General features: G+C 68.6%; 23 protein-coding genes and 2 riboswitches. Of the genes, 17 read left to right on the forward strand and 6 right to left on the reverse strand.

Translation table 11 applies throughout. The annotated features are described in order from the left end of the window. Nucleotides 1-37: 37 nt before the first annotated feature. Complete coding sequence (locus A5752_RS05050) at nucleotides 38-508, forward strand: VOC family protein (protein WP_067082958.1); 471 nt, start codon at nucleotides 38-40, stop codon at nucleotides 506-508. Beyond that, nucleotides 505-2034 carry an FAD-binding protein gene (locus A5752_RS05055; RefSeq protein WP_067082961.1) on the forward strand — a complete coding sequence of 510 codons (1530 nt, stop codon included), beginning with the start codon at nucleotides 505-507 and terminating at the stop codon, nucleotides 2032-2034. The genes A5752_RS05050 and A5752_RS05055 overlap by 4 nt, the downstream gene beginning before the upstream one ends. Here the strand turns inward: A5752_RS05055 and A5752_RS05060 are convergent. After that, nucleotides 2031-3944, reverse strand: coding sequence for an ABC transporter ATP-binding protein/permease (locus A5752_RS05060; RefSeq protein ID WP_067082963.1), 1914 nt, complete (start codon nucleotides 3942-3944; stop codon nucleotides 2031-2033). The two genes, A5752_RS05055 and A5752_RS05060, sit on opposite strands and share 4 nt — an antisense overlap. 143 nt (nucleotides 3945-4087) lie before the next feature. Between A5752_RS05060 and A5752_RS05065 the strand changes: the two genes are divergently transcribed. The 15 genes from A5752_RS05065 (at nucleotide 4088) to A5752_RS05130 (ending at nucleotide 18982) form a co-directional block, all read left to right on the forward strand. Next, entirely contained in the window at nucleotides 4088-5716 is a 1629-nt protein-coding gene (locus A5752_RS05065) for an acetolactate synthase (protein WP_067082966.1), read from the forward strand. Nucleotides 5717-5848: 132 nt separating this feature from the next. Beyond that, a complete protein-coding gene (locus A5752_RS27900) occupies nucleotides 5849-6016 on the forward strand; it encodes a hypothetical protein (RefSeq protein ID WP_231983326.1) in 168 nt (55 codons plus the stop codon). A 121-nt stretch (nucleotides 6017-6137) separates the two neighbouring features. Then, nucleotides 6138-6446, forward strand: coding sequence for a GNAT family N-acetyltransferase (locus A5752_RS27905; protein ID WP_067082969.1), 309 nt, complete (start codon nucleotides 6138-6140; stop codon nucleotides 6444-6446). Between the two features lie 38 nt (nucleotides 6447-6484). Then, entirely contained in the window at nucleotides 6485-8809 is a 2325-nt protein-coding gene (secA2, locus tag A5752_RS05075; protein WP_067082972.1) for an accessory Sec system translocase SecA2, read from the forward strand. A 9-nt stretch (nucleotides 8810-8818) separates the two neighbouring features. Next, a complete protein-coding gene (locus tag A5752_RS05080; protein ID WP_067082975.1) occupies nucleotides 8819-9445 on the forward strand; it encodes a CDP-alcohol phosphatidyltransferase family protein in 627 nt (208 codons plus the stop codon). After that, nucleotides 9442-10359, forward strand: a complete 918-nt coding sequence (locus tag A5752_RS05085; RefSeq protein ID WP_067082979.1) for a DUF881 domain-containing protein — start codon at nucleotides 9442-9444, stop codon at nucleotides 10357-10359. The genes A5752_RS05080 and A5752_RS05085 overlap by 4 nt, the downstream gene beginning before the upstream one ends. Nucleotides 10360-10380: 21 nt before the next feature. Beyond that, complete coding sequence (locus A5752_RS05090) at nucleotides 10381-10713, forward strand: small basic family protein (RefSeq protein ID WP_067082981.1); 333 nt, start codon at nucleotides 10381-10383, stop codon at nucleotides 10711-10713. A 13-nt stretch (nucleotides 10714-10726) separates the two neighbouring features. After that, nucleotides 10727-11569 (forward strand): DUF881 domain-containing protein, encoded by an 843-nt coding sequence (locus tag A5752_RS05095; RefSeq protein WP_067082984.1) that lies wholly within the window; start codon nucleotides 10727-10729, stop codon nucleotides 11567-11569. 20 nt (nucleotides 11570-11589) lie between these two features. Next, nucleotides 11590-11985: a glycine cleavage system protein GcvH gene (gcvH, locus tag A5752_RS05100; RefSeq protein ID WP_067082987.1), complete on the forward strand. Its 396-nt coding sequence runs from the start codon at nucleotides 11590-11592 to the stop codon at nucleotides 11983-11985. A gap of 133 nt (nucleotides 11986-12118) precedes the next feature. Next, entirely contained in the window at nucleotides 12119-12598 is a 480-nt protein-coding gene (gene garA / locus A5752_RS05105; protein ID WP_067082990.1) for a glycogen accumulation regulator GarA, read from the forward strand. A gap of 31 nt (nucleotides 12599-12629) precedes the next feature. Beyond that, complete coding sequence (ftsR, locus tag A5752_RS05110; protein ID WP_067082992.1) at nucleotides 12630-13370, forward strand: transcriptional regulator FtsR; 741 nt, start codon at nucleotides 12630-12632, stop codon at nucleotides 13368-13370. 60 nt (nucleotides 13371-13430) lie between these two features. Then, complete coding sequence (locus A5752_RS05115; RefSeq protein ID WP_059098552.1) at nucleotides 13431-13925, forward strand: bifunctional nuclease family protein; 495 nt, start codon at nucleotides 13431-13433, stop codon at nucleotides 13923-13925. 230 nt (nucleotides 13926-14155) lie between these two features. Further along, a complete protein-coding gene (locus tag A5752_RS05120; protein WP_067082995.1) occupies nucleotides 14156-14791 on the forward strand; it encodes a MerR family transcriptional regulator in 636 nt (211 codons plus the stop codon). 128 nt (nucleotides 14792-14919) lie between these two features. After that, a riboswitch (glycine riboswitch) is annotated at nucleotides 14920-15017 on the forward strand. Next, nucleotides 15018-15137, forward strand: a riboswitch (glycine riboswitch). It begins immediately after the preceding riboswitch. A gap of 40 nt (nucleotides 15138-15177) precedes the next feature. Further along, nucleotides 15178-18024, forward strand: a complete 2847-nt coding sequence (gcvP, locus tag A5752_RS05125; protein WP_067082998.1) for an aminomethyl-transferring glycine dehydrogenase — start codon at nucleotides 15178-15180, stop codon at nucleotides 18022-18024. A gap of 76 nt (nucleotides 18025-18100) precedes the next feature. After that, complete coding sequence (locus A5752_RS05130) at nucleotides 18101-18982, forward strand: alpha/beta fold hydrolase (RefSeq protein ID WP_067082999.1); 882 nt, start codon at nucleotides 18101-18103, stop codon at nucleotides 18980-18982. Here the strand turns inward: A5752_RS05130 and A5752_RS05135 are convergent. Genes A5752_RS05135 through A5752_RS05155 form a run of 5 tightly spaced genes read right to left on the reverse strand, consistent with a single transcriptional unit; the run spans nucleotide 18963 to nucleotide 26643 of the window. After that, nucleotides 18963-21023, reverse strand: coding sequence for a substrate-binding domain-containing protein (locus tag A5752_RS05135; RefSeq protein ID WP_067083002.1), 2061 nt, complete (start codon nucleotides 21021-21023; stop codon nucleotides 18963-18965). The genes A5752_RS05130 and A5752_RS05135 overlap by 20 nt on opposite strands. 33 nt (nucleotides 21024-21056) lie before the next feature. Further along, on the reverse strand, nucleotides 21057-23264 hold the full coding sequence (locus A5752_RS05140; protein WP_067083156.1) for a malate synthase G: 2208 nt from the start codon (nucleotides 23262-23264) through the stop codon (nucleotides 21057-21059). A 47-nt stretch (nucleotides 23265-23311) separates the two neighbouring features. Continuing rightward, entirely contained in the window at nucleotides 23312-24232 is a 921-nt protein-coding gene (locus A5752_RS05145; protein ID WP_067083006.1) for a 3-methyladenine DNA glycosylase, read from the reverse strand. Then, a complete protein-coding gene (locus A5752_RS05150; RefSeq protein WP_067083159.1) occupies nucleotides 24225-25277 on the reverse strand; it encodes a hemolysin family protein in 1053 nt (350 codons plus the stop codon). The genes A5752_RS05145 and A5752_RS05150 overlap by 8 nt, the downstream gene beginning before the upstream one ends. Next, nucleotides 25270-26643 carry a hemolysin family protein gene (locus tag A5752_RS05155; protein ID WP_067083008.1) on the reverse strand — a complete coding sequence of 458 codons (1374 nt, stop codon included), beginning with the start codon at nucleotides 26641-26643 and terminating at the stop codon, nucleotides 25270-25272. The genes A5752_RS05150 and A5752_RS05155 overlap by 8 nt, the downstream gene beginning before the upstream one ends. Nucleotides 26644-26816: the final 173 nt, after the last annotated feature.

The following is a 26816-nucleotide window of genomic DNA, read 5'->3' on the forward strand; positions in this document are numbered from 1 at the left end:
CTAGCCAACCGGACGGGCCGCGGATATCCTCGACGCGATGCTTGCCCAGACACCTGTCCAGATTGCGTGGGTGACGCGGGACCTCGACAGCACCGAACAGGCGCTCACCACGTTGTTGGGCGCCAAGAAGTGGGTGCGCATGCCCGGCGTCCACTTCGCGCCGGATGCGTGCACCTACCGCGGCGAGCCGGCGGACTTCGTCGCCGACATCTCGCTGAGCTACGCCGGCGACACCCAGCTCGAACTGATCGCCCCGGTGTCCGGGCACAGCATCTACACCGAATTCCTCGACACCGCGGGGCCGGGACTGCACCACATCTGCGTCGAGGTCGACGACGTGGACGCGGCACTGGCCCAACGGGGCGCCGAGGCGGTGCAGCGCGGGGTGATGGCGGGCGGTATGGAGTTCGCCTATGTCGCGGCCCCCGGTGTCCCGTACCTCGAGATCGCCCGCATCCCCGACGAGATCAGGGCATTCTTCGACTACATCAAACAGGAGCAGCAGTGAGCACCAGCGAGATTCCCGACACCGTCGAGGCCGCGGACGTCGCGTCGTGGTCCGACGAGTTCGACGTCGTGGTGATCGGTTTCGGCATCGCGGGCGGATGTGCGGCGGTCAGCGCGGCCGCCGAGGGCGCGCGAGTCCTGGTGCTGGAGAAGGCCGCCGACGCCGGCGGGACCAGCGCGATGGCGGGCGGGCACTTCTATCTCGGCGGCGGTACCGCGGTGCAACAGGCCACCGGTCACGACGACAGCGCCGAGGAGATGTACAAATACCTCGTCGCGGTGTCGCCCGAACCCGACCACGAGAAGATCCGGGCCTACTGCGACGGCAGCGTCGAACACTTCAACTGGTTGGAGGAGTTGGGGTTTCAGTTCGAGCGCAGCTATTACCCGGGCAAGGTGGTGGTGCCGCCGGGCACCGAGGGGTTGTCGTACACCGGCAACGAGAAGGTGTGGCCGTTCTGCGAGCAGGCCAAGCCCGCCCCGCGCGGGCACTCGGTGCCGGTGCCCGGTGAACTCGGCGGCGCGGCGATGGTCATCGAGCTGTTGGTGAAGCGTGCCGCCGAACTCGGCGTGCAGATCCGCTACGAGACCGGCGTGACCAACCTCGTCGTCGAGGACGGGTCCGTGGTCGGGGTGCGCTGGAAGCACTTCGGCGAAACGGGTGCCTTCAAGGCGAAGGCGGTGATCATCGCCGCCGGCGGTTTCGCGATGAATCCGGAGATGGTCGCCGAGCTCACACCGGCGCTGGGCCAGAAGCGCAAGACCAAGCACCACGGCGAGGTGGAGCCCTACATCCTGGGCAACCCCAACGACGACGGCCTGGGTATCCGGATGGGCATCTCCGCCGGTGGGGTGGCCAAGAACATGGACCAGCTGTTCATCACCGCCGCGGCGTATCCGCCCGAGATCCTGCTCACCGGCGTGATCGTCAACAAGGACGGCAAGCGGTTCGTCAACGAGGACTCCTACCATTCGCGCACTTCGGCTTTCGTGCTCGAGCAGCCCGAGCAGACGGCCTACCTCGTCGTCGACGAGGCCCACATGGAGATGCCCGAGATGCCGCTGATCAAGTTCATCGACGGTTGGGAAACCCTCGAGGAAACGGAAGCGGCACTGGGCATTCCGCAGGGCAATCTGGTCGCCACGCTGAACCGCTACAACGAGTTCGCCGCGCGCGGTGAGGATCCCGATTTCCACAAGCAGCCCGACTATCTCGCCGCGCAGGACACCGGCCCGTTCGCGGCGTTCGACCTGTCCCTGGGCCGGGCGATGTACTCGGGCTTCACGATGGGCGGCCTCGCGGTGTCCGTCGACGGAGAAGTGTTGCGCGAGGACGGATCCGTCGTGGGCGGCCTCTATGCGGCCGGTGCGTGCGCGTCGAACATCGCCCACGACGGCAAGGGCTACGCCAGCGGAACTCAGCTCGGCGAGGGGTCGTTCTTCGGGCGGCGGGCGGGTAGACAAGCAGCGCGGCGGGCGGGTCGACAAGCGGCGCGGCGGGCGGGCGAACACCCCGCGACGCGCTAGACCTTCACCGGTTCGTCGCCCTCAACGCGCCCCAGCCGCCAGTCGCCGTCTCCGAGCAGTTCGAGCTCGTGGGTGTGGTGCTGCTCGACGGTGCTGCGGTGGCTGACGCTGATCAGGATGGTGTCCGGCAGCTCGGTACGCACCAACTGATACAGCATGAACTCCAGGCCCTCGTCGAGCGCGGACGTCGACTCGTCGAGGAAGACGGCCTTGGGTTTGGTCAACAGGATTCGAGCGAACGCGATGCGCTGCTGTTCGCCGGGCGAGAGCACCTTGGCCCAGTCGTCGACCTCGTCGAGACGGTCGGCCAGGTGCGGCAGGGCCACCTTGTGCAGCATGCTCTGCAACGTCCGGTCGTCGATGGCGCCCACCTCGTTGGGGTAGCTGACGACGGTGCGCAGGTCGCCGAGCGGCACGTACGGCAGCTGCGACAGGAACATCGACTCGTTCGGACCGCACGGGCGCGTCAACCGGCCCGAGGTGAACGGCCACAGCTGCGCCAGGCTGCGCAGCAGCGTGGTCTTGCCGGTGCCCGAGCGGCCGGTGACCACCAGCGTCTCGCCGACTTCGAGCCGCATGTCCAGCGGCCGGATCAGCTGTCTGCCGTCGGGAGTGCGAACCTCGACGCCGGACAGTTCGACGGTGCCGTCGACGCAGGCGGTGGTGGTCAACTCGGGTAGCGTGCGGCCCTCCTCGTTGGCGACGACGAGCCCGTGCAGTCGGATGATCGCCGCTCGGTACCCGGCGAACTGGTCGTAGACGTTGCGGAAGAACGACAGGCCCTGCTCGATGTTGCCGAAGGCCGCCGCGGTCTGGCTCATCGCGCCGAGCGTGATCTCGCCGGTGAAGAAGCGAGGGAACTGCAGCAGATACGGCGGCACGACGATGATCTGGTCCATCGACAGGTTCCAGCCGTAGAAGCCCATCATCCGGTTGATGTAGCGCTTGTAGTTGGACACGACGGGAGCGAACAGCCGCCGCAGCCCGGAGCGCTCGGCGATCTCGCCGCGGTAGAAGGCGACGGCCTCGGCGGCGTCGCGCAGCCGCACCAGCGCGTAGCGGAAGGCGGCGTTGAACTTCTCGTTGTTGAAGGACAACCAGATGATCGGCCGGCCGATCCAGAACGCGAAGACCGACGCCAACAACACGTAGGCGAGCAGGATCCAGAACATTGCCCGCGGCACGTCGCCGATGAGCGGCAGGGTCAGCGTTCCCGACAGGTTCCACAGGATCGCGGTGAACGAGATCATCGACGCCACCGCGTTGACCGCGCCGAAGAGCAGCGTGGCGGTCGAGGTGTTGTTCGGCGTGTTCGGCAGCCCGCCGACCCCGGCGGTGAAGATGTCGATGTCCTGCTGGATGCGCTGGTCGGGGTTGTCGATCGTGTCGTCGATGAACCGGCCGCGGTAATAGGCCTTGCCGTCCAGCCAGTCGCCGGTGAACCGGTCGGTGAGCCAAACGCGCCAGGCCAGCATGAACCGTTGCGTCAGGAAGAGGTCGAGCATGATCCGCGCAACGTGCAGGACGGCCAGGATCGCGAAGATCGTCATCGACATCCAGAACCCGTCCTTGCCGGAGTTCCTGATCGCGTCGTCGCCGTTGCCCAGTCCCGAGGCCACCACCTGGAAGCTGGTCATCATGTCGTTGCCCTGATAGGTGAACAGCACAGTCAGGCGGACCCCGACGATCACCGACAGCAGCAGCACGCCCAGCCACAGCCAGACCTTGATGCTCTCCGGGCCCTTGAAGTAGTCACCGGTGATGCGCCAGAACTGGCGTCCCCAGGTGGTGAACCTGGCGATGAGCACCAGGATGACCAACGTGCACACCGCTGCGATCGCCCAGCCGCGCGCGATCCATATCAGCGAAGTCCACAGTTCACTGCCCCAGTCCAGCGTCGGGGTGAACATTCCCTCATTCACTCCGGCAAGGTACCGCGACAACCTTCACGCGGCCGTTCATAGGGCCAACGATGCGCGTCGAGTCGTCGCGCTTTGCGGGCCTTGGTTGCGCAACAGGGCTGTGGGACGAGCTGGCTGCGTAGGCTGCGGCCATGGGCAGCGACGCTCCGGTGAACGCGGGACACCTGATCGCGCGCCGACTGCGGGCCAGCGGGATCGACACGATCTTCACGCTCTCGGGCGGGCACCTGTTCTCCTTCTATGACGGCTGTCGGAGGGAAGACATCCGGCTGATCGACACCCGCCACGAGCAGACCGCGGCGTTCGCCGCCGAAGGATGGTCGAAGGTGACCCGCGTGCCGGGCGTCGCGGCGCTGACGGCCGGGCCCGGCGTCACGAACGGCATGAGCGCGATGGCCGCCGCGCAGCAGAACCAGTCGCCGCTGGTGATCCTCGGCGGGCGCGCACCGGCGTTGCGGTGGGGACAGGGCAGCCTGCAGGAGATCGACCACGTCCCGTTCGTCGCGCCGCTGACGCGCTTCGCCGCGACCGCCTCATCGCCGGATGCGGTCGCGGGCCTGGTCGACGACGCGCTGCGGGCCGCGGTCGGGGCGCCCTCGGGGGTGTCATTCGTCGACTTCCCGATGGACCACGTGTTCAGCGAGGCCACCGACGCCGGCGCTCCGGGCGCGCTGAACGGACCGCGCGAGGTCGTCGAAGCCGACGGCGACGCCGTGACCGCCGCGCGTCGCCTGCTGGCCGAGGCGCAACGCCCCGTCATCATGGCCGGCACCAACGTCTGGTGGGGCCACGCCGAGACGGCGTTGCTGAATCTGGCTGAGACAATGCGCATCCCGGTGCTGATGAACGGCATGGCCCGCGGCACGGTACCCGCCGACCACTCGCTCGCGTTCTCTCGTGCGCGGTCAAAGGCGTTGCAGCAGGCCGACGTTGCGTTGGTGATCGGCGTGCCGATGGACTTCCGGCTCGGCTTCGGTGGCGTGTTCGGCGCCGACACCGCGCTGATCGCCGTCGACCGCGTCGCACCCGATCGGCCGCATCCGCGACCGGTGGCGGCCGGCCTGTACGGCGACATCAGCACGACGTTGTCGGCTCTGGCGGCGGCTGCCGGCGATCACGAACCCTGGATCGCCGATCTGCGCGCCACCGAGACCGCGGCGCGCGCCGCCGAAGCCGACGAGCTGCGCGACGACCGTACACCGCTGCACCCGATGCGGGTCTACGCCGAGCTCAGCACGATGCTCGACCGCGACGCGATCGTCGTGGTCGACGCCGGCGACTTCGGCTCCTACGCCGGCCGCGTCATCGACAGCTACGTGCCCGGCGCCTGGCTCGACAGCGGCCCGTTCGGCTGCCTCGGGTCCGGACCCGGTTACGCCCTGGCCGCCAAGCTGGCCCGACCCGACCGCCAGGTGGTGCTGCTGCAGGGCGACGGGGCGTTCGGCTTCTCCGGTATGGAGTGGGACACGTTGGTACGTCACGGGATTCAGGTCGTCTCTGTGATCGGCAACAACGGGATCTGGGGGCTCGAGAAGCATCCGATGGAGGCGATCTATGGCTATTCCGTCGTCGCCGACCTGCGTCCCGGGACGCGGTACGACGAGGTGGTGACGGCCCTGGGCGGGCACGGCGAGCTGGTGTCGACGCCCGCCGGGTTGCGCCCGGCGCTGGAGCGGGCCTTCTCGTCGGCGCTGCCGGCGGTGGTCAACGTGCTCACCGATCCGACCGTCGCTTACCCCCGCCGCTCCAACCTCGCCTAGCCTCGATCCCCGCGAGCGTGCGTGTTTGCACACGACACGCCGGGCATTCTCAGCACTTTGCGCACGGTCGCCGCCGGGCGAGCGCGACCAAACTCATTCGACCCGTACGGCGTTCACGCCCATGCTGGAACCATGCGGTCCGCGATGCCCGATGACGCGCTGTTGCATTCGATGTGGCAGAACTCCGACGTCGTGGGGGTGGCCCTGCAGACGCCGCCATACCCGTTGGCATGCAACGGCATTCCCGCAGAGCACGCCGATGCCGTCGCGAGCGACTGGTGCGCATGCTGTCCGAGCTGAGCGGCGTGCGCGGCTCTCGCGAGACCGCCGTCGCGTTCGCCGACGCCTGGCGGTCGCACGGCGGGCCGCCCGGCACCGTGGTGCTCGACGAGCGGCTCTACCGGCTGGGCGACGCGACACAGTGGCCGACCGGGGCGACCGATTCCTACTGTGGGACGTCACCGGTGCGCCGGTCAGCATGGCGCTGTTGCGCGCGGCCGCGGCGGGGGTGTCGCGCATCGGCCCGGTCTTCACGCCGACGAACCGCAGGGGCAGCGGCTACGGGTCGGCAGTCACCGCCGCCGCCTCGCAAGCCGCGCTCGACCGCGGCGACGCGGGGGTCGTGCTGTTCGCCGATCTGGCCAACCCGACGTCGAATGCGATCTACCAAAAGCTCGGATACGCGCCAGTGACCGACTGCGTGCGCATCGACTTCCGGACGGTCGACTGACCGCGAGCGCGCTGGACGGCGGCGCGTACCGTAGCGGTGTGGCGAAGACGAAGACCCGCACTTCAGGTCGTGTCAGCAATAGGTTCTGGCGGCTGCTCGGCGCCAGCACCGACCGGGACCAGGCGCAATCGATGGCGCAGGTGCGCAGTTCTGCGGAGTTCGACGAGAAGGCGGCGGCCCTCGACGACGAGCAGCTGCGCAAGGCCGCCAAGTTGCTGAACCTCGAGGATCTCGCCGAAGCGACCGACATCCCGCAGTTCCTGGCGATCGCCAGGGAAGCCGCCGACCGCACAACGTCGCTGCGGCCCTTCGACGTTCAGCTCCTGGGTGCCCTGCGCATGCTCGCCGGCGACGTCGTCGAGATGGCCACCGGCGAAGGCAAGACGCTCTCGGGTGCGATCGCCGCCGCCGGATACGCCCTTGGCGGCCGCAGCGTGCACGTCATCACCATCAACGACTACCTCGCCCGACGAGACGCCGAATGGATGGGCCCGCTGCTGGAAGCTCTGGGCCTGACCGTCGGCTGGATCACCGAGGCCTCGACGGCCGAGGAGCGCCGCGCGGCCTACAAATGCGACGTCACCTACGCATCGGTGAACGAGATCGGGTTCGACGTGCTGCGCGATCAGCTGGTCACCGACGTCGACGACCTGGTGTCGCCGAACCCCGACGTGGCGCTGATCGACGAGGCCGACTCGGTATTGGTCGACGAGGCGCTGGTGCCGCTGGTGCTGGCCGGCACCAGCCACCGCGAGACCCCGAAGGTCGAGATCATCCGCATGGTCGGCGAACTCACGCCCGGCGTCGACTACGACACCGATACCGACAGCCGCAACGTCCACCTCACCGAAGTGGGCGCGCAGAAGCTGGAGGCCAAGCTCGGCGGCATCGACCTGTACTCCGAAGAGCACGTCTCCAGCACGCTGACCGAGGTCAACGTGGCGCTGCACGCGCACGTGCTGCTGCAGCGCGACGTGCACTACATCGTCCGCGATGACGCCGTGCACCTGATCAACGCCTCCCGCGGCCGCATCGCCCAGCTTCAGCGCTGGCCCGACGGGCTCCAGGCCGCCGTCGAGGCCAAGGAGGGCATCGAGACCACCGAGACCGGCGAGGTGCTCGACACCATCACGGTCCAGGCCCTGGTCAATCGCTACGCGACGGTGTGCGGCATGACCGGCACCGCCCTGGCGGCCGGTGAGCAGCTGCGGCAGTTCTACAAGCTGGGCGTTTCGCCGATCGAACCCAACAAGCCGAACATCCGCGAGGACGAGCCCGACCGGGTGTACGTCACCGCGGCGGCCAAGAACGACGCAATCGTCGAGCACATCAAGGAGATCCACGAGACCCGCCAGCCGGTGCTCGTCGGCACCCGCGACGTCGCCGAATCCGAAGAGCTGCACGAGAAACTCGTCAAGGCGGGCGTCCCGGCGGTCGTGCTGAACGCGAAGAACGACGCCGAAGAGGCCGCGGTGATCGCCGAGGCCGGCAAGCTCGGCAGCGTCACGGTGTCCACCCAGATGGCGGGCCGCGGCACCGACATCCGGCTCGGCGGCTCCGACGAGGCCGACCACGACGAGGTCGCCGAACTCGGCGGGCTGCACGTGATCGGGACCGGCCGCCACCACACCGAGCGGCTGGACAACCAGCTGCGTGGCCGCGCCGGACGCCAGGGCGATCCCGGGTCGTCGGTGTTCTTCTCCAGCTGGGAGGACGACGTCGTAATCGCCCACCTCGACCCGAACAAGCTGCCGATGGAGACCGACGAGGACGGCCGCGTCGTCAGCCCGAAAGCGGCCAGCCTGCTCGATCACGCCCAGCGCATCGCCGAGGGCCGGATGCTCGACATCCACGCCAACAACTGGCGCTACAACCAGCTGATCGCCCAGCAGCGCGCGATCATCGTCGACCGCCGAAACACGTTGTTGCGCACGGCTACCGCGCGCGAGGAACTCTCCGAGCTGTCGCCGAAGCGTTACGAGGAGGTCGTCGAACGGCTCGGCGAGGACAAGCTCGAGAAGATCTGCCGGCTGATCATGCTCTATCACCTCGACCGCGGCTGGGCCGACCACCTGGCCTATCTCGCCGACATCCGGGAGAGCATCCACCTGCGGGCGCTGGGCAACCAGACGCCGATCGACGAGTTCCACCGGATGGCCGTCGACGCGTTCGCGTCGCTGGCCGCCGATGCCATCGAGGCGGCCCAGCAGACGTTCGAGACGGCGCCGTCGATCGAGGACGAGCCGGGGGTCGACCTGTCGAAGCTCGCCAGGCCGACCTCGACGTGGACGTACATGGTGCACGACAACCCGCTGGCCGACGACTCGCTCTCGGCGCTGAGCCTTCCGGGCGTGTTCCGCTAGGTTTAGCCCATGACCGAGGCGCATGGCCGGGTGCCTTCGCCGCCGGACGAGGCGGGTCAGGTCCGCGACCGGGTGCTCACCGTGCCCAACGTGCTCAGCGCGGTGCGACTGGTGCTGGTGCCGGTCTTCCTCTGGCTGCTGCTCGTGGTGCACGCCAACGGGTGGGCGGTGGCCGTGCTGATGTTCTCCGGGTTCTCCGACTGGGCCGACGGCAAGATCGCCCGGCTCGTCGACAACCAGTCGTCGCGGCTGGGGGAGTTGCTCGACCCCGCGGTCGACCGCATCTACATGATCACGATCCCGATCGCCATGGGGGTGCACGGTTCACTGCCGTGGTGGATCGTGCTCACCCTGATCGGCCGTGACGCCGTGCTCGCCGCCACCCTGCCGCTGCTGCGCATCCGCGGGTTGACCGCGCTGCCGGTCACCTACATCGGGAAGGCCGCCACGTTCGCGCTGATGTCGGGTCTTCCGCTGATCCTGTTGGGGCAGTGGGACGCCACGTGGAGCCGGGTGGTGCTCGCGATCGGGTGGGGCTTTCTGATCTGGGGTCTGCTGATGTACCTGTGGTCCGGCCTGCTGTACCTGATCCAGGTCGGAATGGTGGTGCGCCGGCTGCCGAAGGTGCCGCGATGACGCAGAGCTTCCGCAAGACGCTCGGCGGCTACGACCCGGACGCGGGCCTTCGCGCCCACGGGACGGACCGGCCGACGAAGATCCCGGTGCCGTCGCTGCTGCGCTCCTTGCTGACCGATCACCTCGACCCGGGCTACGCGGCCGCCGCCGAGGCCAAGGCCGCCGGTCGTGAACGGCCCAGATGGCAACAGTGGGCCTGGCAGCTGGCGGGTGCTCTGCTGCTTGTCGTCGTGTTCGCGGCCGCCGTAGCCCAGGCGCGCGCCACCGCGCCCGGCGTCCGCGAGACGCAGCACGTGCTGGCCGACAGCGTGCGCACGGAGCAGGCCGAAACCACGGCTGCCGCGGAGCGTCGCGACGCCCTCGCCGCCGAGGTCGACGACGAACGGCGTCGACGCCTGGAAGGCGATGTGCGCGGCCAGAAGCTGCTGAGCCGCCTCGACGAGGCGAACTTCGCCGCCGCTGCCACACCGGTCATCGGGCCGGGGCTGACCATCACCGTGACCGATCCGGGCGCGTCGGCGGCCAATTTGAGCGACGTGTCCAAACAACGGCTGCCGGGCAGCAGACAGGTGATCCTCGACCGCGACCTGCAGCTGGTCGTCAACTCGCTGTGGGTCAGCGGCGCCGAGGCGCTGTCGGTCGGCGGTGTGCGGATCGGGCCCAATGTGACGGTCCGACAGGCGGGCGGCGGGATTCTGGTCGACAATCAACCGATCAGCAGCCCATACGTCGTCCTCGCGATCGGACCGCCGCACGCGATGCAGGATGTGTTCGACCGCAGCCCCGGCCTGCAGCGTCTTCGGCTGCTGGAGGCTTCCTACGGCGTCGGGGTGAGCGTGAGCGCCGGTGAGGGCCTGCAGCTGCCCGCCGCCACGGTCCGAGAAGTCAACTTCGCCAAACAGATTGGGCAGTGACACCACGATGAAGTCAGACACATGATCGGAATCGCCGCACTGGTCGTGGGCGTCGTGCTGGGCCTGGTGTTCCATCCCGACGTGCCGGAGTTCGTCCAGCCGTACCTGCCGATCGCGGTGGTCGCCGCTCTCGACGCGGTCTTCGGTGGCCTGCGCGCGTATCTCGAGCGCATCTTCGACTCGAAGGTGTTCGTGGTGTCGTTCGTGTTCAACGTGCTGGTCGCCGCGCTGATCGTCTACGTCGGTGATCAACTCGGCGTCGGCACGCAGCTGTCGACGGCGATCATCGTCGTGCTGGGCATCCGGATCTTCGGTAACGCAGCGGCGTTGCGCCGCAGGCTGTTCGGCGCGTAACGAGGCGTGACCCATGAGTGAGCACACACCGCAGCACTCCGAACCCGACGACCACGCCCATGCGGGTGGCCGTCACGAACTGCCGCGCGACGAGCCGTCGCCGGAGATCGGTGAGCTGCATGCGGGCGGGGTGGCCGGGGTGCTGCGCCGGGGCCGCACGCAGGTGGTGTTCGGGGCGCTGGCCGTGGTGCTGTGCGTGCTGCTCGGCGTGGCGATCGTGACCCAGGTCCGGCAGAACGAGTCCGGTGACTCGCTGGAGACGGCCCGGCCCGCCGACCTGCTGGTGCTGCTGGACTCGCTGCAGCAGCGGGAGGCCGCGCTCAACACCGAGGTGAGCGATTTGCAGCGCACCCTGGCCCAGCTGCAGGCGTCGGGCAGCAGCGACCAGGCGGCCATCGAGAACGCCCAGGCCCGGCTGGCCGCGCTGTCCATCCTGATCGGCACCGTGCCAGCGACCGGGCCCGGCGTGACGTTGACCATCACCGACACCACGCCCGGTGTGCCGGCCGAAACACTGCTCGACGTGATCAACGAGCTGCGCAACGCGGGCGCCGAGGCGATGGAGATCCGCGCCGGGGGACCGGACTCAGCGACCGCAGTGCGAGTCGGCGTCGACACCTGGGTCGTCGGCAACCCCGGCGCCCTGGTGGTCGACGACGTCACGATGAACCCGCCGTATTCGGTTCTGGCCATTGGCGATCCGCCGACCCTGGCCGCGGCGATGACGATCCCCGGCGGCGCGATGGACAGCGTCGAACGCGTCGGCGGCACCATGACCGTGCAACAGTCCGAGCGCGTCGACGTGACCGCCTTGCGGCAACCGAAACAGCGCCAATACGCTCAGCCAGTCAAATGAGCTGACCTACGAGGAGCGCCGTGAGCGAAATCCCAGCCGACCTGCACTACACCGAGGAGCACGAGTGGGTGCTGCGCACCGGCGACGACACCGTGCGCGTCGGTATCACCGACTACGCCCAGTCGGCGCTGGGTGACGTGGTGTTCGTCCAACTGCCCGACGTCGGCACCGAGGTGACCGCCGGCGAGTCGTTCGGCGAGGTGGAGTCCACCAAGTCGGTGTCGGACCTCTACGCGCCCGTCACGGCGAAAGTCGTTGCGGTCAACGGTGATCTCGAGGGAAGTCCGCAGCTCGTGAACTCCGACCCCTACGGCGAGGGTTGGCTGATCGAGCTGCAGGCCGATGCCGCGGCGCTGGAGGAAGGGCTCGGCGGGCTCCTCGACGCCGACGGCTACCGCGGCACGGTGTCGGAATGACGGAGTTGTTAGGGTTTTGCAGACCGGACGCCAACTAGGGCGGATCCGGCGGTGGTGGGCACAACGAAGCTCGCCGCGCGGTACGGTCGACACCAGACGCGGTATCGCCACAGCAGCCAGTTAGGAGCAGCGGGTGACGGAAAACGACCAGAACTCTGGGACCGACCAGACGTCTGACGAAGTCACCGTGGAAACGACATCCGTCTTCCGCGCCGACTTCCTCAACGAACTGGACGCCCCGGCCACGGCGGGGACCGAGGGCGCCGTTTCGGGCGTCGAGGGTCTGCCCGCCGGATCGGCGCTGCTGGTCGTCAAGCGCGGGCCGAACGCCGGTTCCCGGTTCCTGCTCGACCAGCCCACCACGTCGGCCGGAAGGCATCCCGACAGCGACATCTTCCTCGACGACGTCACGGTGAGCCGTCGGCACGCCGAGTTCCGCCTCGAGGGCGGCGAGTTCCAGGTGGTCGACGTCGGCAGCCTCAACGGCACCTACGTCAACCGCGAACCGGTGGACTCCGCGGTGCTCGCCAACGGCGACGAGGTGCAGATCGGAAAGTTCCGCCTGGTGTTCCTCACCGGGCCCAAGAACGACGACAGCGGTCAGGCCGGCTAGTGCTCGACCAGCGCATGCGCGAAGAGTAGCCATGGGCGCACCCGACACTCCCGCGCTCACTGGGATGTCGATCGGAGCGGTCCTCGATCTGCTGCGACCGGACTTCCCGGACGTGACCATCTCCAAGATTCGCTTCCTGGAGGCCGAAGGCCTGGTCACTCCTGAGCGCACCGCGTCGGGTTATCGGCGGTTCACCGCCTACGACTGCGCGCGCCTGCGGTTCATTCTCACCGCCCAGCGCGACCAGTACCTGCCGTTGAAGGTGATCAAGGCGCAGCTCGACGCGCAGCCCGACGGCGAGTTGCCGTCACATGGATCCGCGTACGGCGTACCGCGTTTGGTGCCGGTCTCCGCTAACGGTGACGACAACGCCGCGGGTGCGGCGGCGGTGGCCCCGACGCAGGTGCGGCTGTCGCGGGAGGACCTGCTGGCGCGCTCGGGCGTCGACGAGGAACTGCTCAGCGCGCTGGTGAAGTCCGGGATCATCACCACCGGCCCGGGTGGTTTCTTCGACGAGCACTCCGTGGTGATCGCGCAGTGTGCCCGCGCGTTGGCCGACTACGGTGTCGAGCCGCGGCATCTGCGGGCGTTCCGGTCGGCGGCCGACCGGCAGTCCGACCTGATCGCGCAGATCGCCGGGCCGATCGTCAAGGGCAACAAGGCCGGCGCGCGCGACCGGGCCGACGACCTGGCACGCGAGGTGGCGGCCCTGGCAATCACCTTGCACACATCGCTGATCAAGTCGGCTGTGCGCGACGTACTGGATCGCTGAGGATTAGACTCGAAGCGATGGCTATCAGGCTCGCTTCTTCGGTGCGGAGGGCAGACACAGATGGGTGAGGTTCGTGTGGTCGGCATTCGCGTTGAGCAGCCGCAGAACCAGCCGGTCCTGCTGCTGAGGGAGTCGAACGGCGACCGATATCTGCCCATCTGGATCGGGCAGTCCGAGGCCGCTGCGATCGCGCTCGAACAGCAGGGTGTCGAGCCGGCGCGACCGCTGACGCACGATCTGATCCGAGATGTCATTGCCGCGCTTGGTCATTCGCTCAAAGAGGTGCGCATTGTCGACCTGCAGGAAGGCACCTTCTACGCCGACCTGATCTTCGACCGCGACATCAAGGTGTCGGCGCGCCCGTCGGATTCGGTGGCGATCGCGCTGCGGGTCGGGGTGCCGATCTATGTCGAGGAAGCGGTGCTGGCCGAGGCCGGCCTGATCATTCCGGACGAGAACGACGACGAGGCCGCGGGTGCGGTGCGCGAGGACGAGGTCGAGAAGTTCAAGGAGTTCCTCGACAGCGTCTCACCCGACGACTTCAAGGCGACCTAGCCCGACCTGGGCAGTCACCGTGACGGTTTGTCACGGAAACGTCTCGTCACTTCGACACGCGGTGCGGGGTTTCCCCATCGGCGAGATGGGCAGCCATACTTTGAGAGCCGGACCACTGATGGGCAGTCCACGGACGGCGAGAAGCGTATGCTCGACACACTCGGGCTTGGCAAATGTGTGCCCCACGCGAGGTCACAGACGCGGGTTCGATCGGCGAGAGGAATCTACAAGTGGGAGACACGCCACGTCAGGAGCAGCTGGACCTCACTGCTGCTAGCGGCCCCGCGGATTCGGAACCGACCACCGCAACGGCGACGAGCGAAGAGCCCGTGCAGGCGGGGCTGTTCCCCGACAACTCCGTGCCCGACGAGCTCGTCGGCTACCGCGGACCGAGCGCCTGCCAGATCGCCGGCATCACCTACCGCCAGCTCGACTACTGGGCGCGGACGTCGCTGGTCGTACCGTCCATCCGCAGCGCGGCCGGCTCCGGCAGCCAGCGGCTGTACTCGTTCAAGGACATCCTGGTCCTCAAGATCGTCAAGCGGCTTCTCGACACCGGCATCTCGCTGCACAACATCCGCGTCGCCGTCGACCACCTGCGTCAGCGCGGGGTTCGCGATCTGGCCAACATCACGCTGTTCTCCGATGGCACCACGGTCTACGAGTGCACGTCGGCCGAAGAGGTCGTCGACCTGCTGCAGGGCGGTCAGGGCGTGTTCGGCATCGCCGTCTCGGGCGCCATGCGGGAGTTGACCGGCGCGATCGCCGATTTCCCCGGCGAACGCGCCGACGGCGGCGAGTCGATCGCCGCACCCGAGGACGAACTGGCGTCGCGGCGTAAGCACCGCGACCGCAAGATCGGCTAGCCACCCCCCTTCCTCTGCGCCACCTCTCTGCGCGACCAGACGCAAACCTGCCTCTTTCTGGCGCGAAATGGGCATGTTCGCGCCTGCTCGCGGTCTGACAGGACCCACCGGTAAACTGGCCAACGCATCGCGCTTGTGCGGGAGAGTTTCGTGACGGCCAGTCACGGACGCCGAAGGAGCAACACCTCTCCGTCAACCTCTCAGGCACCCGGACCGCACGAGACCCCGATGCCTCTGGAAAGCGGTGAGCAGCGCTCGCCCGCCCATGGGGAAAGGCGAATCTCGCACCGTCGCGATCGCCGAATCTCTCAGGCACCCGTAGCGGGTCGACGACAGAGGGGGAGGACCCAGCGGTTCTCTGCCTGCACGCGTCTGGAGTAGCCCGAGTGTTCGATCACCACCAGCCCAACTTCGCCGACCGTCACATCGGACCCGATGCCGACGCCGTCGCCACGATGCTGAAGACCATCGGCGTCTCCTCACTCGACGAGCTCGCCGAGAAGGCGCTGCCGGCCAACATCCTCGACGCGCTCTCAGCCGACGGCTTGGCCCCGGGCCTCGATCGGCTGCCCGCTGCCGCCACCGAGGAGGAGGCGCTCGCCGAACTGCGCGCGCTGGCCGACCAGAACACCGTCGCCGTGTCGATGATCGGTCAAGGCTACTTCGACACGCTCACCCCACCGGTGTTGCGCCGCAACATCCTTGAGAACCCCGCCTGGTACACCGCGTACACCCCCTACCAGCCGGAGATCAGCCAGGGCCGCCTCGAGGCGCTTCTCAACTTCCAGACGATGGTGACCGACCTGACTGCCCTCGAGGTCGCCAACGCGTCGATGCTCGACGAGGGCACGGCGGCCGCCGAGGCGATGACGCTGATGCATCGCGCCGTGCGCGGCTCGTCGAACCGCCTCGCCGTGGACGCCGACCTGTACCCGCAGACCGCCGCCGTGCTGGCCACCCGCGCCGAGCCGCTCGGCATCGAGATCGTCACCGCCGACCTGACCCAGGGGTTACCCGAGGGCGAGTTCTTCGGCGTCGCCACGCAGCTGCCGGGGGCCAGCGGTGCCGTCGTCGACTGGAGCGATCTCGTCGCCCAGGCCCACGACCGCGGTGCCCTGGTCGCGATCGGCGCCGACCTGCTGGCGTTGACGCTGCTCACCCCGCCCGGCGAGATCGGCGCCGACGTCGCCTTCGGCAGCACCCAAAGGTTCGGTGTGCCAATGGGATTCGGCGGACCCCACGCGGGATACCTGGCCGTGCACGCCAAGCACGCGCGTCAGCTGCCGGGCCGCCTGGTCGGGGTGTCGCTCGACGCCGACGGCGCCCCGGCATACCGGCTGGCATTGCAGACGCGCGAACAGCACATTCGCCGCGACAAGGCGACAAGCAACATCTGCACCGCGCAGGTTCTGTTGGCGGTGATGGCCGCGATGTACGCCAGCTACCACGGCGCCGACGGCCTGACCGGGATCGCGCACCGGGTGCACGAGCGGGCCCGGGCGCTGGCTGCCGGACTCTCGGCGGCCGGGGTGCAGATCGTGCACCGCTCGTTCTTCGACACGGTGCTGGCCGAGGTGCCGGGCCGGGCGGCGGCGGTGCGTGACGCGGCCAAGGCGCGCGGCATCAACGTATGGCTTGTCGACGACGACCACGTCTCGGTCGCCTGCGACGAGGCGACCACCGATGCGCACGTCGAGGCGGTGTTGTCGGCGTTCTCGGCGACGCCGGTCGACGCGGAGTTCGACGGGCCCCGCATCGCGACGCGCACATCGGAGTTCCTGACCCATCCCGCGTTCACCCGGTACCGCACCGAGACCGAGATGATGCGCTACCTGCGGTCGCTCGCCGACAAGGATATCGCCCTGGACCGCAGCATGATTCCGCTCGGCTCGTGCACGATGAAGCTCAACGCGGCCGCCGAGATGGAACCGATCACCTGGCCGGAGTTCGGCCGTCAGCATCCGTTCGCCCCGGCCTCCGACACCCCCGGTCTGCGCAAGCTGATCGCGGATCTGGAGCAGTGGCTGATCGGCATCACCGGATACGACGCGGTGTCGCTGCAGCCCAACGCCGGTTCGCAGGGTGAGTACGCCGGTCTGCTCGCGATCCAGGCGTATCACGCCGAGAACGGCGAGCCCCACCGCAACGTCTGCCTGATCCCGTCCAGCGCGCACGGCACCAACGCGGCCTCGGCGGCGCTGGCCGGTATGCGGGTCGTGGTGGTGGCGTGCCGCGCGAACGGCGACGTGGACCTCGACGACCTGCGCGCGAAGGTGAGCGAGCACGCGGATCGCCTGTCCGCGTTGATGATCACGTACCCGTCCACGCACGGGGTGTACGAGCACGACATCGCCGACATCTGCGCGGCCGTGCACGACGCCGGCGGTCAGGTGTACGTCGACGGCGCCAACCTCAACGCACTCGTCGGCCTGGCCCGTCCCGGCCGTTTCGGCGGCGACGTCAGCCACCTCAACCTGCACAAGACGTTCTGCATCCCGCACGGCGGCGGGGGACCTGGCGTGGGTCCGGTCGCGGTCCGTGCGCACTTGACGCCGTATCTGCCCGGACATCCGCTCGCCGACGAGCTTCCCGAGAAGCACACCGTCTCGGCAGCGCCCTACGGGTCGGCGTCGATCCTGCCGATCAGCTGGGCCTACATCCGGATGATGGGCGCGAATGGCCTGCGCGCCGCGTCGCTGACCGCCATCGCGTCGGCCAACTACATCGCCCGCCGCCTCGACGAGTACTACCCGGTGCTCTACACCGGCGAGAACGGCATGGTCGCCCACGAGTGCATCCTCGATCTGCGCACCATCACCAAGCAGACCGGCGTCACCGTCGACGATGTGGCAAAGCGGTTGGCGGACTACGGGTTCCACGCACCGACCATGAGCTTCCCGGTCGCGGGCACGCTGATGGTCGAGCCGACCGAGAGCGAAAGCCTCGCCGAGGTCGACGCGTTCTGCGAAGCGATGATCGCGATCCGCGCCGAGATCGACAAGGTCGGCGACGGCACCTGGCCCGTCGACGACAATCCGCTGCGCGGGGCACCCCACACCGCGGAGTCCCTCCTCGTCGACGACTGGGACCACCCCTACACCCGCGAGCAGGCCGCCTATCCGCTGGGCAAGAACTACCGTCCCAAGGTGTGGCCTCCGGTGCGCCGTATCGACGGTGCGTACGGCGACCGCAACCTGGTGTGCTCCTGTCCGCCGGTGGAGGCGTTCGCCTGACCGCCGAGTGCGGGCTCGACACACGCTTCGACGGCGAAATATGTGCCGGTTACCCACGTTCGGATAGGGTGCTGGCGTGCTACCACCGACGGTCGCGGAGTGGCGGGACGGCGGTCGCCTGCTGAGCACGGCGGCGGGGAAGGTGTTCGTCCGCAGCGCCCCCGGCGACGGCCCGACGATCCTGCTGCTGCACGGCTATCCGTCGAGTTCCTACGACTACCGAGGCGTCGTGCCGCACCTGGAGGGCCGGGCCTGGGTGACGCTGGACTTCCTCGGCTTCGGGCTGTCGGACAAACCACGCCCGCACCGGTACAGCCTGTTCGAGCAGGCCGACATCGTGCAGTCCGTGGTGGCCGAGACGACGACGGGCCCGGTCGTGATGGTCGCCCACGACATGGGCACGTCGGTGGCGACCGAACTGCTCGCGCGCGACATCGACGGCAAGCTGCCCTTCGACCTGCGCGCGGCGGTGTTGACCAACGGCAGCGTCATCCTGGACCGGGCGAGCCTGCGGCCGGCGCAGAAGATCCTGCGCGGTCCGCTCGGGCCGGTGTTCGCCCGGCTGACCAACGAACGCGGCTTCGCCCGCGGGTTCGGCAGGCTGTTCAGCGCCGCGCACCCGCTGACCCGCGAGGAAGCCGAGGCACAGTGGGCGCTGCTGGCCAACAACGGCGGAAACCGGATCGCGCACCTGCTGATCTACTACCTCAACGAGCGTGTCGAGTTCGCGCCACGATGGCATGGCGCCGTGCGCGATTGGGGCAAGCCGCTGAGCTTCTTGTGGGCGCTCGACGATCCGGTCGCGACGGGCAATGTGCTCGACGGTCTGCGCGAACTGCGGCCCCACGCGGACGTCGTCGAGCTGCCGAGCGTCGGCCACTATCCACAGGTCGAGGTGCCCGACGTGTTCAGCCGAGCCGCGCTGAGCCTGCTCGACGCTAGCCGAGGAAGTTCGTGATCGCCGACGTCAGCTCGGGGGAGTCGGAGCTGTCCAGGTTCTGGTAGCTGCCGCCGCTGATCTCGGCGACCGCCTCCCAGGTCGCGCGGTCGGAGTCCGAACCGAAGTCGATGACGTTGACGGCCACCGGCTTGGCCTCGTCGAACGCGCCGCGGATGTACTGCTGCAGCCCGTCCCCGTTGAGGGTCTGGTCGGTGTGCGGCCCGGTCGTGATCACCAGCACCGAGTTCTTCTGCCCCTGACGGTAATTCGCGATCGCTTCGGTGTAGACCAGCCGCAGCGTCGTGAACGACACCGCGCCGCCGCCCGAGGCGGACTGTCCGTCCAGCGTCGAGGTCAGCGCCGCCGACCGCGGCTGCCCGTTCACCTGATCGCTGAGCGGTCCGGTGCTCACCTCCGAACGGCCCGACGTGCCGTCGAACGTCCACAGCCCCACCGCCGCCGATGCCGGCAACGCCTGCAGACGGGCGTTGAGCGCGGAGACGACGTTGGACAGCCGAGGTCGTCCGCCGTCGTCGGTAGGCATGGACTGGTCGAGCATGATCGTCACCGCCGGATTGGCCGCCGGGGCGGTCAGGGCGTTGGCCAGCAGCGCGCGGGTCTCGTTGTCGCCCACCGACAGCGGCGCCGGCACCGGCCCGAAGTCCACGACGTCGCTGTTCGGCGGCGTCGTGCCCTGCGCGCGGAACCCGGCCTTGGCCAGTTCGGCGAGCTGCTCAGGTTTGCGCATGAATCGGGCGAATTCGCTTGCGGCGCTCTTCTGTTCCTGCGACAACCCGTCCGCCGACAGCAGCACGGTCGGATAGTCGGCGACCGCCGCGGGCCCTGGCGGCAACCACGCGGACACCACCTTGGCGGCGTCCTGCAGATCCGCGCTGCGCTGGAAGAGTTGCTGTTCGGTGATGGCGACGGCGTGCACCGGCGCCGCGGCCGGATCGGACGCCTTGACCAGCGCGTCCATCGCGGTCGAGGTCTTCTTGTCCGCGAGCTTCGGCTGCCCCGCCATCAGGGTGTTCACCGCGCGTGTGCCGTCGCTCGCCGGTGCACCAGCCGGCGCCGACGCGGCGGCGATCGCCTCGGCGGCGAGATAGGACGCGTCGCTGTCGCCGGTCAGCGGCAGCGCCAGCCGCAGCGAGCCCCAGCCCGGGAGGTTCAGGCCGTCCAGCGCCGTCGGGTTGCTCTGCAGGTTGGGCAGCGTCGACCAATTCTGCTGCGCCAAAGCACTTTTGAGCTGTGGCCGGACGGCCAGCACGACGGGGGATGTGACCAGCGACCGGCTGTCTATGATCGTCTGCGCACCCGACGAGGCCTCGAGCCGGGCGGCCGACACCGAGCTGCCCGGAACCCACAGCGCGGGGCGGTCGCCCAGTTCCTTGGGCCACGGCCCGATGAAGCCGTTGACCACCTGATCGGATTCGGCGGGTTTGACGCCGATCTTCACGCATTTGTCGGCCACCGGGGCCGCGGTCTCGTTGTACCGGTTGGCCAACGCCTGGATCGGTTCGGCGATGTTCGGGTCGGCCACCACCGCGACGGACAGTTCGCCGTCCACGCAGCGTGCAGCGGCCTGATCGGTGCGATCGGACAGGGCGTCACCGAAGAAGCGCCACAAGATGACCGCGCCGACGAGGACGACGACCGCCACCAGGGCCGCGATGACGCCGACGCTGACGCCGCGCCTGCCCGCGGTGACCGCGCGGTGGCTGCCGGTCCACTCGCCGCCCTCCCACTCGCCGCTGTGCCTGCGAATGGGGCGAGACGGAGGGGCCGAGCCGGCGTCATCCTCGAAGTCGGGTGTGTGATCCGGCGCGTCGGTGTAGTCCGGGCCATCCGAATAGGCGGGGTCGTCTACGTCTTCGTAGTCGGAGCCGTCCTCGTAATCGGCGCCGTCCTCGGAGCCGTAGCCGGCGTCGTATCCCGCGTCCCCGCGGTCCGGTTCGTCACGGAGGTAGCCGAAACGCTCGGTCTGCGACTCGTCGTGCCGCTCGCCGAAGCCCCCGCCCGGCGAGTCCTCGGGATCCGGTTTGCTGTGCCTGCCCACTTCCGCCCTTACTGACGCCGACCGGTCACCGGATCACGCACCGCTGTTTGCGGCCTTGTACTCGCGGCGGCGGCGATGCAGGATCGGCTCGGTGTAGCCGTTCGGTTGTTCGGCGCCCGACAGGATCAGCTCCTGCGCGGCCTGGAACGCGATGTTGTGATCCGGATCCGTTGCCATCGGCTTGAATTCGGGATCCTGCTCGTTCTGCTTGTCGACGACGGCAGCCATCCGCTTGAGGCTGGCCACCACATCGTCGGGCGTGATGACGCCGTGGCGCAACCAGTTCGCCAGCAGCTGGCTCGAAATACGCAGCGTCGCACGGTCTTCCATCAACGCGACGTTGTGGATGTCGGGCACCTTCGAGCATCCGACACCGGCGTCGATCCAGCGCACCACGTAGCCGAGGATCGACTGGCAGTTGTTGTCGACCTCCTCGCGGATCTCCTCGGGCGCCCAGGCCAGTTCCTTGGCCAGCGGCACCGCCAGCAGCTGCTCGATGCTGGTGCGCGTTTCGCCCTGCAGCTCCTTGTGCACCTCGTACACGTCGACCTCGTGATAGTGCATGGCGTGCAACGTGGCCGCGGTCGGCGACGGCACCCACGCGGTGGTGGCGCCGGCCTTGGGCTGGCCGATCTTCTGCTCGACCATGTCGGCCATCAGGTCGGTCATCGCCCACATGCCCTTGCCGATCTGGGCCTTGCCGGAGAAGCCGGCCGCCAGGCCGATGTCGACGTTCTGGTCCTCGTACGCCTGGATCCACTGGGTGCTCTTCATCGCGCCCTTGCGGATCATCGGACCCGCTTCCATCGACGTGTGGATCTCGTCGCCGGTGCGGTCGAGGAAGCCGGTGTTGATGAACACCACCCGGTCGGCGGCGGCCTTGATGCAGGCCTTGAGGTTGACGGTGGTGCGCCGCTCCTCGTCCATGATGCCGACCTTGAGCGTGTTGGCCGGTAGCCCCAGCACGTCCTCGACACGGCCGAACAACTCGACGGTGTAAGCGACCTCGTCGGGGCCGTGCATCTTCGGCTTGACGATGTAGACCGAGCCCGTCCGGCTGTTGACCAGCGGGCCGTTACCGTCGCCGGACTTGAGGCCGTGGATCGCGATCAGGCTGGTGAACAGCGCATCCTGAATGCCCTCGAACACCTCGACTTCTTGGCCGTTGGCGTCGGTTCTCACGATTGCGTCGTTGGTCATCAGGTGGCCGACGTTGCGCACGAACAGCAGGCTGCGGCCGGGCAGCGTCAGCTCGCCCTCGCCGTCCGGGGTGGTGTAGGTACGGTCCTCGTTGAGCCGGCGGGTGAAGGTCTTACCGCCCTTGCTCACCTCTTCGGTGAGGTCGCCGCGGTTGAGGCCCAGCCAGTTCCGATATCCGAGCACCTTGTCGTCGGCGTCGACGGCCGCGACGGAATCCTCGAAGTCCATGATCGTGGTGACCGCGGACTCCAGGACGACGTCCTTGATTCCTGCGGCGTCGGTCGAGCCGACGGGCGACTCGGGGTCGACGAGGATCTCGACGTGTAATCCGTTGTTGCGCAACAGCACCGACCACTGCGGCGCTCCGAGTTCGCCGGTGTAACCGACGAACTGCTCGGGGGTGGCCAGCCCGACGGAGTTGCCGTCACCCAGATCGACGAGCAGCTGACCGTCGTCGATACGCAGACCGGTCGCCTCACTCCACTGACCCGACGCCAGCGGTGCGGCGCCGTCGAGGAAGGTGCGGGCGTACGCGATGACCTTGTCGCCGCGAACCTTGTTGTAGCTCCCGCCCTTCTCCGCGCCGTCGTCCTCGGGAATCACGTCGGTGCCGTACAGCGCGTCGTAGAGCGAACCCCAGCGCGCATTCGCGGCGTTCAGCGCGAAGCGGGCGTTGAGGATCGGCACCACCAGCTGCGGGCCGGCGGTCGTGGTGATCTCGTCGTCGACGCCCGCGGTGGTGATCGTGAAGTCGTCGGGTTCGGGCAGGAGGTAGCCGATCTCGGTCAGGAACGCCTTGTACGCATCGTGGTCGAGCGGCTCGATGACCCGCTGCCGGTGCCACTTGTCGATGCGGGCCTGCAGATCGTCCCGCCTGGCCAGCAGTTCCTCGTTCTTCGGCGTCAGATCGGCGACGACCTTGTCCACGCCGGACCAGAAGGTGGCGGGTTCGATGTCGGTGCCGGGCAGCGCCTCGTTGTTGATGAAGTCGTACAGCACCTTGGCCACGCGCAGGTTCCCCACCGTCACGCGATCGGTCATCATTCCTCCTAGAACTGTCGCCCCAGCTTACCCAGCGGTAACCGGGCTTATTCGCAACCTGCCGGTACGCCGCCGCCGGCCGCCGCGGCGAGAAGCCGTTCGCACCGATCGGCCAGGTCGGCCCGCAACGGCGTCGCCCGCTCCGCAATGGTTTGCTGGATCCGCACGTATTCGGCACGACCGGCCGGTGTCTCGATCGCGATCGGCTCGAATCCGTATTCGCGGAGATCATAGGGGCTGGCCCGCATGTCGAGTTCGCGGGCTTCGGCAGCCAGTGCCAGGCAGTCCATCACCAGCTCCGAGTTCACCAGGGGTCCGAGTTTGAAGGCCCACTTGTACAGATCCATCGAAGCGTGCAGGCAGCCCGGTTGTTCGGTGTCGACCTGGCGCCGCCGGGTGAGCTGTTCGGCGTTCAGCCGGGCTGCGGGTTCGGTGAAGAAGCGGAACGCGTCGAAGTGACTGCAGCGCAACGGCATCGAGTCGACGACCGCGTCGGTGCCCGCCGCGCCGAGCCGCAGGGGCACGCCGTCGTGGCGTACCGTCGGCGCCCGGTAGACCATCGCCCATTCGTGCAGCCCGAAGCAGTTCAGCCGCGCCGGACGGGCCTCGGTCGATCGCAGCAGGCGGGCGACGAAGCGGACCGTGTCGATGCGCGCGGCCAGGTATTCGCGGCTCACCGTCACGACGTTGTGGTCACGCGTGTAACCAGTCCGGCCCAGGAAGCGCTGCGCCGAGGCGCCGCCGAGGGCCACGCCGAAGCCGGGATGCCAGGTGCGCAGCTGGCCGGGCCGCAGGCTGTAGTAGGTGAACACGAAGTCCCAGACCGGGTGCTTCTCGCCGACACGGGCCCGCCGGCGGTGCGGGGCGCAGAAAGCGTCGGCCCGACGCTGGTGCGCTCGCTCGCGGACCGTCCAGGCCTCTTCGTCGAGCAGTTCGGCGGTCGGGGCGCACAGAGCGACGTCAGACACGGTGGGTCCCGTCGCGCACGGTGCCGACCAGGTCCTCGACCAGATCCTCCAGCGCCACCATTCCCGTCACGCTGCCGTCGGGCCCGGTAACCAGCGCCAGGTGACTGTTGGTGCGGCGCAGCCGCGACAACGCGTCGGGCAACGGGAGAGACGCGGACACCACCGGCAGCGGGCGCACCATCGCGAAGTCCAGCACGGCGTCGGGGTCGTTGACGAACGCCAGCACGTCCTTGATGTGCAGGTAGCCGAGGTAGGCACCGGACGCGTCGGTGATGGGGAAGCGCGAGTAGCCGGTCTCGGCCAGCGCCTCCTCGACGGCGCCGACCGTCGGTCCGGCGCCCTCGCGCGCCACCGCCACGGTCCTGATCTCGCGCAGCGGGAATGCCACGTCCTTGACGGCGCGGTCGCGAATCTGCAGAGCCCGGGTCAGCCTGCCGTGCTCCTCGGGATCGAGCAGGCCCTCCGACAGCGACTCGGCGATCATCTCCGACAGCTCGACCGTGGACACCGTGACGTCGAGTTCGTCCTTCGGCTCCACCCGGAACAGCCGCAGCGTGGCGTTGGCGCACCAGTTGTAGAAGGCGATCAGCGGCCGGGCCATCCGGATCCACACCAGGTAGGTCGGGATCAGCAGCATCGCCGCCGACTCCGGACCGGCGATCGCGATGTTCTTCGGCACCATCTCGCCGAGCAGCACGTGCAGGACGACCACCACGGCCAAGGCGACGACGAACGACACCGAGTGCAACACCGCGTCGGAGACGCCGATGGCGTCGAACGGCTTCTCCAGCAGGTGCGCGACGGCGGGTTCGCCGACGCGGCCGAGCAGGATGGAGCAGATCGTGATGCCGAGCTGGGCGCCCGCGAGCATCAGCGACAGGTGCTCACCGGCGCGAATCACGGTGATGGCGCTCTTCTTGCCCTGTTCGGCCAGCGCCTCCAGCCGGTCGCGTCGCGCGGAGATCAACGCGAACTCCGAGGCGACGAAGAACGCGTTGACGCCCAGCAGCAGCGCCGTCAGCAGCACACCGAGGAAGTCACCCATCGACGCTTCTCCCGTCGACGGCATCGCCGCTGCGGCCGAGTTCGGTCAGCTCGAGCAGATCGATGCGGCGCCCATCCATCCGCAGCACGGTGGCCAGCCAGCGGTTGGGGTCCTCGAGGGGACCGTCTGGGTCGAACGCCTCGAGTTCGACCGACTCGCCCTCGTCGGGGATGTGGCCCAGCTTCTCGAGAACCAGGCCGCCGATCGTCTCGTAGTCGCCCTCGGGGGCGCGGAACGGCGTGGCGCCTGCGACCTCGTCGATGCGCAACAGGCCCGATATCTGCCAGCCGCGGCCCGCGGGCACGACGTCGGGGGCTTCGTCGTCGTGTTCGTCGCGAACATCGCCGACGATCTCCTCGATGAGGTCCTCGACCGTGACCATGCCCGCCGTTCCGCCGTATTCGTCGACGACCAGCGCGGTCTGCAGGCCGTTGGCGCGGATCTGCGTCATCACCGCATCGCCGTCCAACGTCGAGGGCACCTTGGCCACCGGCAGCGCCAGCGACGCCAGCCGGGTGCTGCCGCGTTTGTCGATCGGCACCTCGAACACCTGCTTGACGTGGGCGATCCCGATCGTCTCGTCCAAGTCGCCGCGGATGATCGGGAACCGCGAGTATCCGGTCCGGATCGCGACGGTGACCAGATCTTCGACCGTGGCGTCGGCGTCGAGGGCCTCGATCTTCTGCCGCGGTGTCATCAGCTCCTCCGCGGAGCGGTCGCCGAACCGCAACGACCGGTCGACCAGCACCGCGGTGATCGGGTCCAACGCGCCGCTGCGGGCCGAACTGCGCACCAGCGACACCAACTCCTGCGGGGAACGCGCCGAGCGCAGCTCCTCGGCGGGCTCGATGCCCAGCCGGCGCAGGATCGCGTTGGCGGTGCCGTTCGTCAGCCGGATCAGCGGTGTGAACAGCGCCGAGAACAGCAACTGCGGCGCGGCCGACCACCGCGCCACCGGAACCGGTCGGGCGACCGCCAGGTTCTTCGGCACCAGCTCGCCGAACACCATCGACAGCGAGGTGGCGATCAGGATCGCCAGCGCCAGCGCGATCCCGCCGGTGTATTGCGGCGGTACGCCGACCGCGTCAAGCGCCGGGTGGATCAGCCGGGCCACGACGGGTTCGGCCAGAAAGCCCGTCGCGAGCGTGGTGATCGAAATGCCGACCTGGGCGCCGGAGAGCTGGAACGACAGCGTGCGGTGCGCCCGTCGGACCAGTTGGTCGCGCCGGTTGCCGCTGCGCGCGTTGGCTTCCACCGTGCTGCGCTCGAGCGCGGTCAGCGAGAACTCGGCGGCGACGAAAACCGCGGTGCCCGCGGTCAACAGGACGAATGCGAGTAGAGCCAACAGCGACGAGACGACGCTCATCGGGTGGTCTCCACGCGGATGCCGGGCCGCTGGCCCGGCCGTCTAGAGGAAGGCTCGGCGTCGGGAGGCTCGGGCCGCTCGGCCCCCTCGGGCCCCTCTGCAACCCGGACCTCGACGGGTGCCTGCGGCACGTGATCCCTTTCGCGTAGAGGACTGAAGAAAACCCATGGTAA

Source organism: Mycobacterium sp. 852002-51961_SCH5331710 (assembly GCF_001665535.1).
Taxonomy (GTDB): domain Bacteria; phylum Actinomycetota; class Actinomycetes; order Mycobacteriales; family Mycobacteriaceae; genus Mycobacterium.

Excerpts from the sequence above, each read along its gene's own strand:
- A5752_RS05050 (WP_067082958.1), top strand. The coding sequence starts at position 38 with ATGCTTGCCCAGACACCTGTCCAGATTGCGTGGGTGACGCGGGACCTC.
- A5752_RS05060 (WP_067082963.1), bottom strand. The coding sequence starts at position 3,944 with ATGTTCACCCCGACGCTGGACTGGGGCAGTGAACTGTGGACTTCGCTG.
- A5752_RS05065 (WP_067082966.1), top strand. The coding sequence starts at position 4,088 with ATGGGCAGCGACGCTCCGGTGAACGCGGGACACCTGATCGCGCGCCGA.
- A5752_RS27900 (WP_231983326.1), top strand. The coding sequence starts at position 5,849 with ATGCGGTCCGCGATGCCCGATGACGCGCTGTTGCATTCGATGTGGCAG.
- A5752_RS05080 (WP_067082975.1), top strand. The coding sequence starts at position 8,819 with ATGACCGAGGCGCATGGCCGGGTGCCTTCGCCGCCGGACGAGGCGGGT.
- A5752_RS05085 (WP_067082979.1), top strand. The coding sequence starts at position 9,442 with ATGACGCAGAGCTTCCGCAAGACGCTCGGCGGCTACGACCCGGACGCG.
- A5752_RS05090 (WP_067082981.1), top strand. The coding sequence starts at position 10,381 with ATGATCGGAATCGCCGCACTGGTCGTGGGCGTCGTGCTGGGCCTGGTG.
- A5752_RS05095 (WP_067082984.1), top strand. The coding sequence starts at position 10,727 with ATGAGTGAGCACACACCGCAGCACTCCGAACCCGACGACCACGCCCAT.
- ftsR (WP_067082992.1), top strand. The coding sequence starts at position 12,630 with ATGGGCGCACCCGACACTCCCGCGCTCACTGGGATGTCGATCGGAGCG.
- A5752_RS05115 (WP_059098552.1), top strand. The coding sequence starts at position 13,431 with ATGGGTGAGGTTCGTGTGGTCGGCATTCGCGTTGAGCAGCCGCAGAAC.
- A5752_RS05140 (WP_067083156.1), bottom strand. The coding sequence starts at position 23,264 with ATGACCGATCGCGTGACGGTGGGGAACCTGCGCGTGGCCAAGGTGCTG.
- A5752_RS05150 (WP_067083159.1), bottom strand. The coding sequence starts at position 25,277 with ATGGGTGACTTCCTCGGTGTGCTGCTGACGGCGCTGCTGCTGGGCGTC.
- A5752_RS05155 (WP_067083008.1), bottom strand. The coding sequence starts at position 26,643 with ATGAGCGTCGTCTCGTCGCTGTTGGCTCTACTCGCATTCGTCCTGTTG.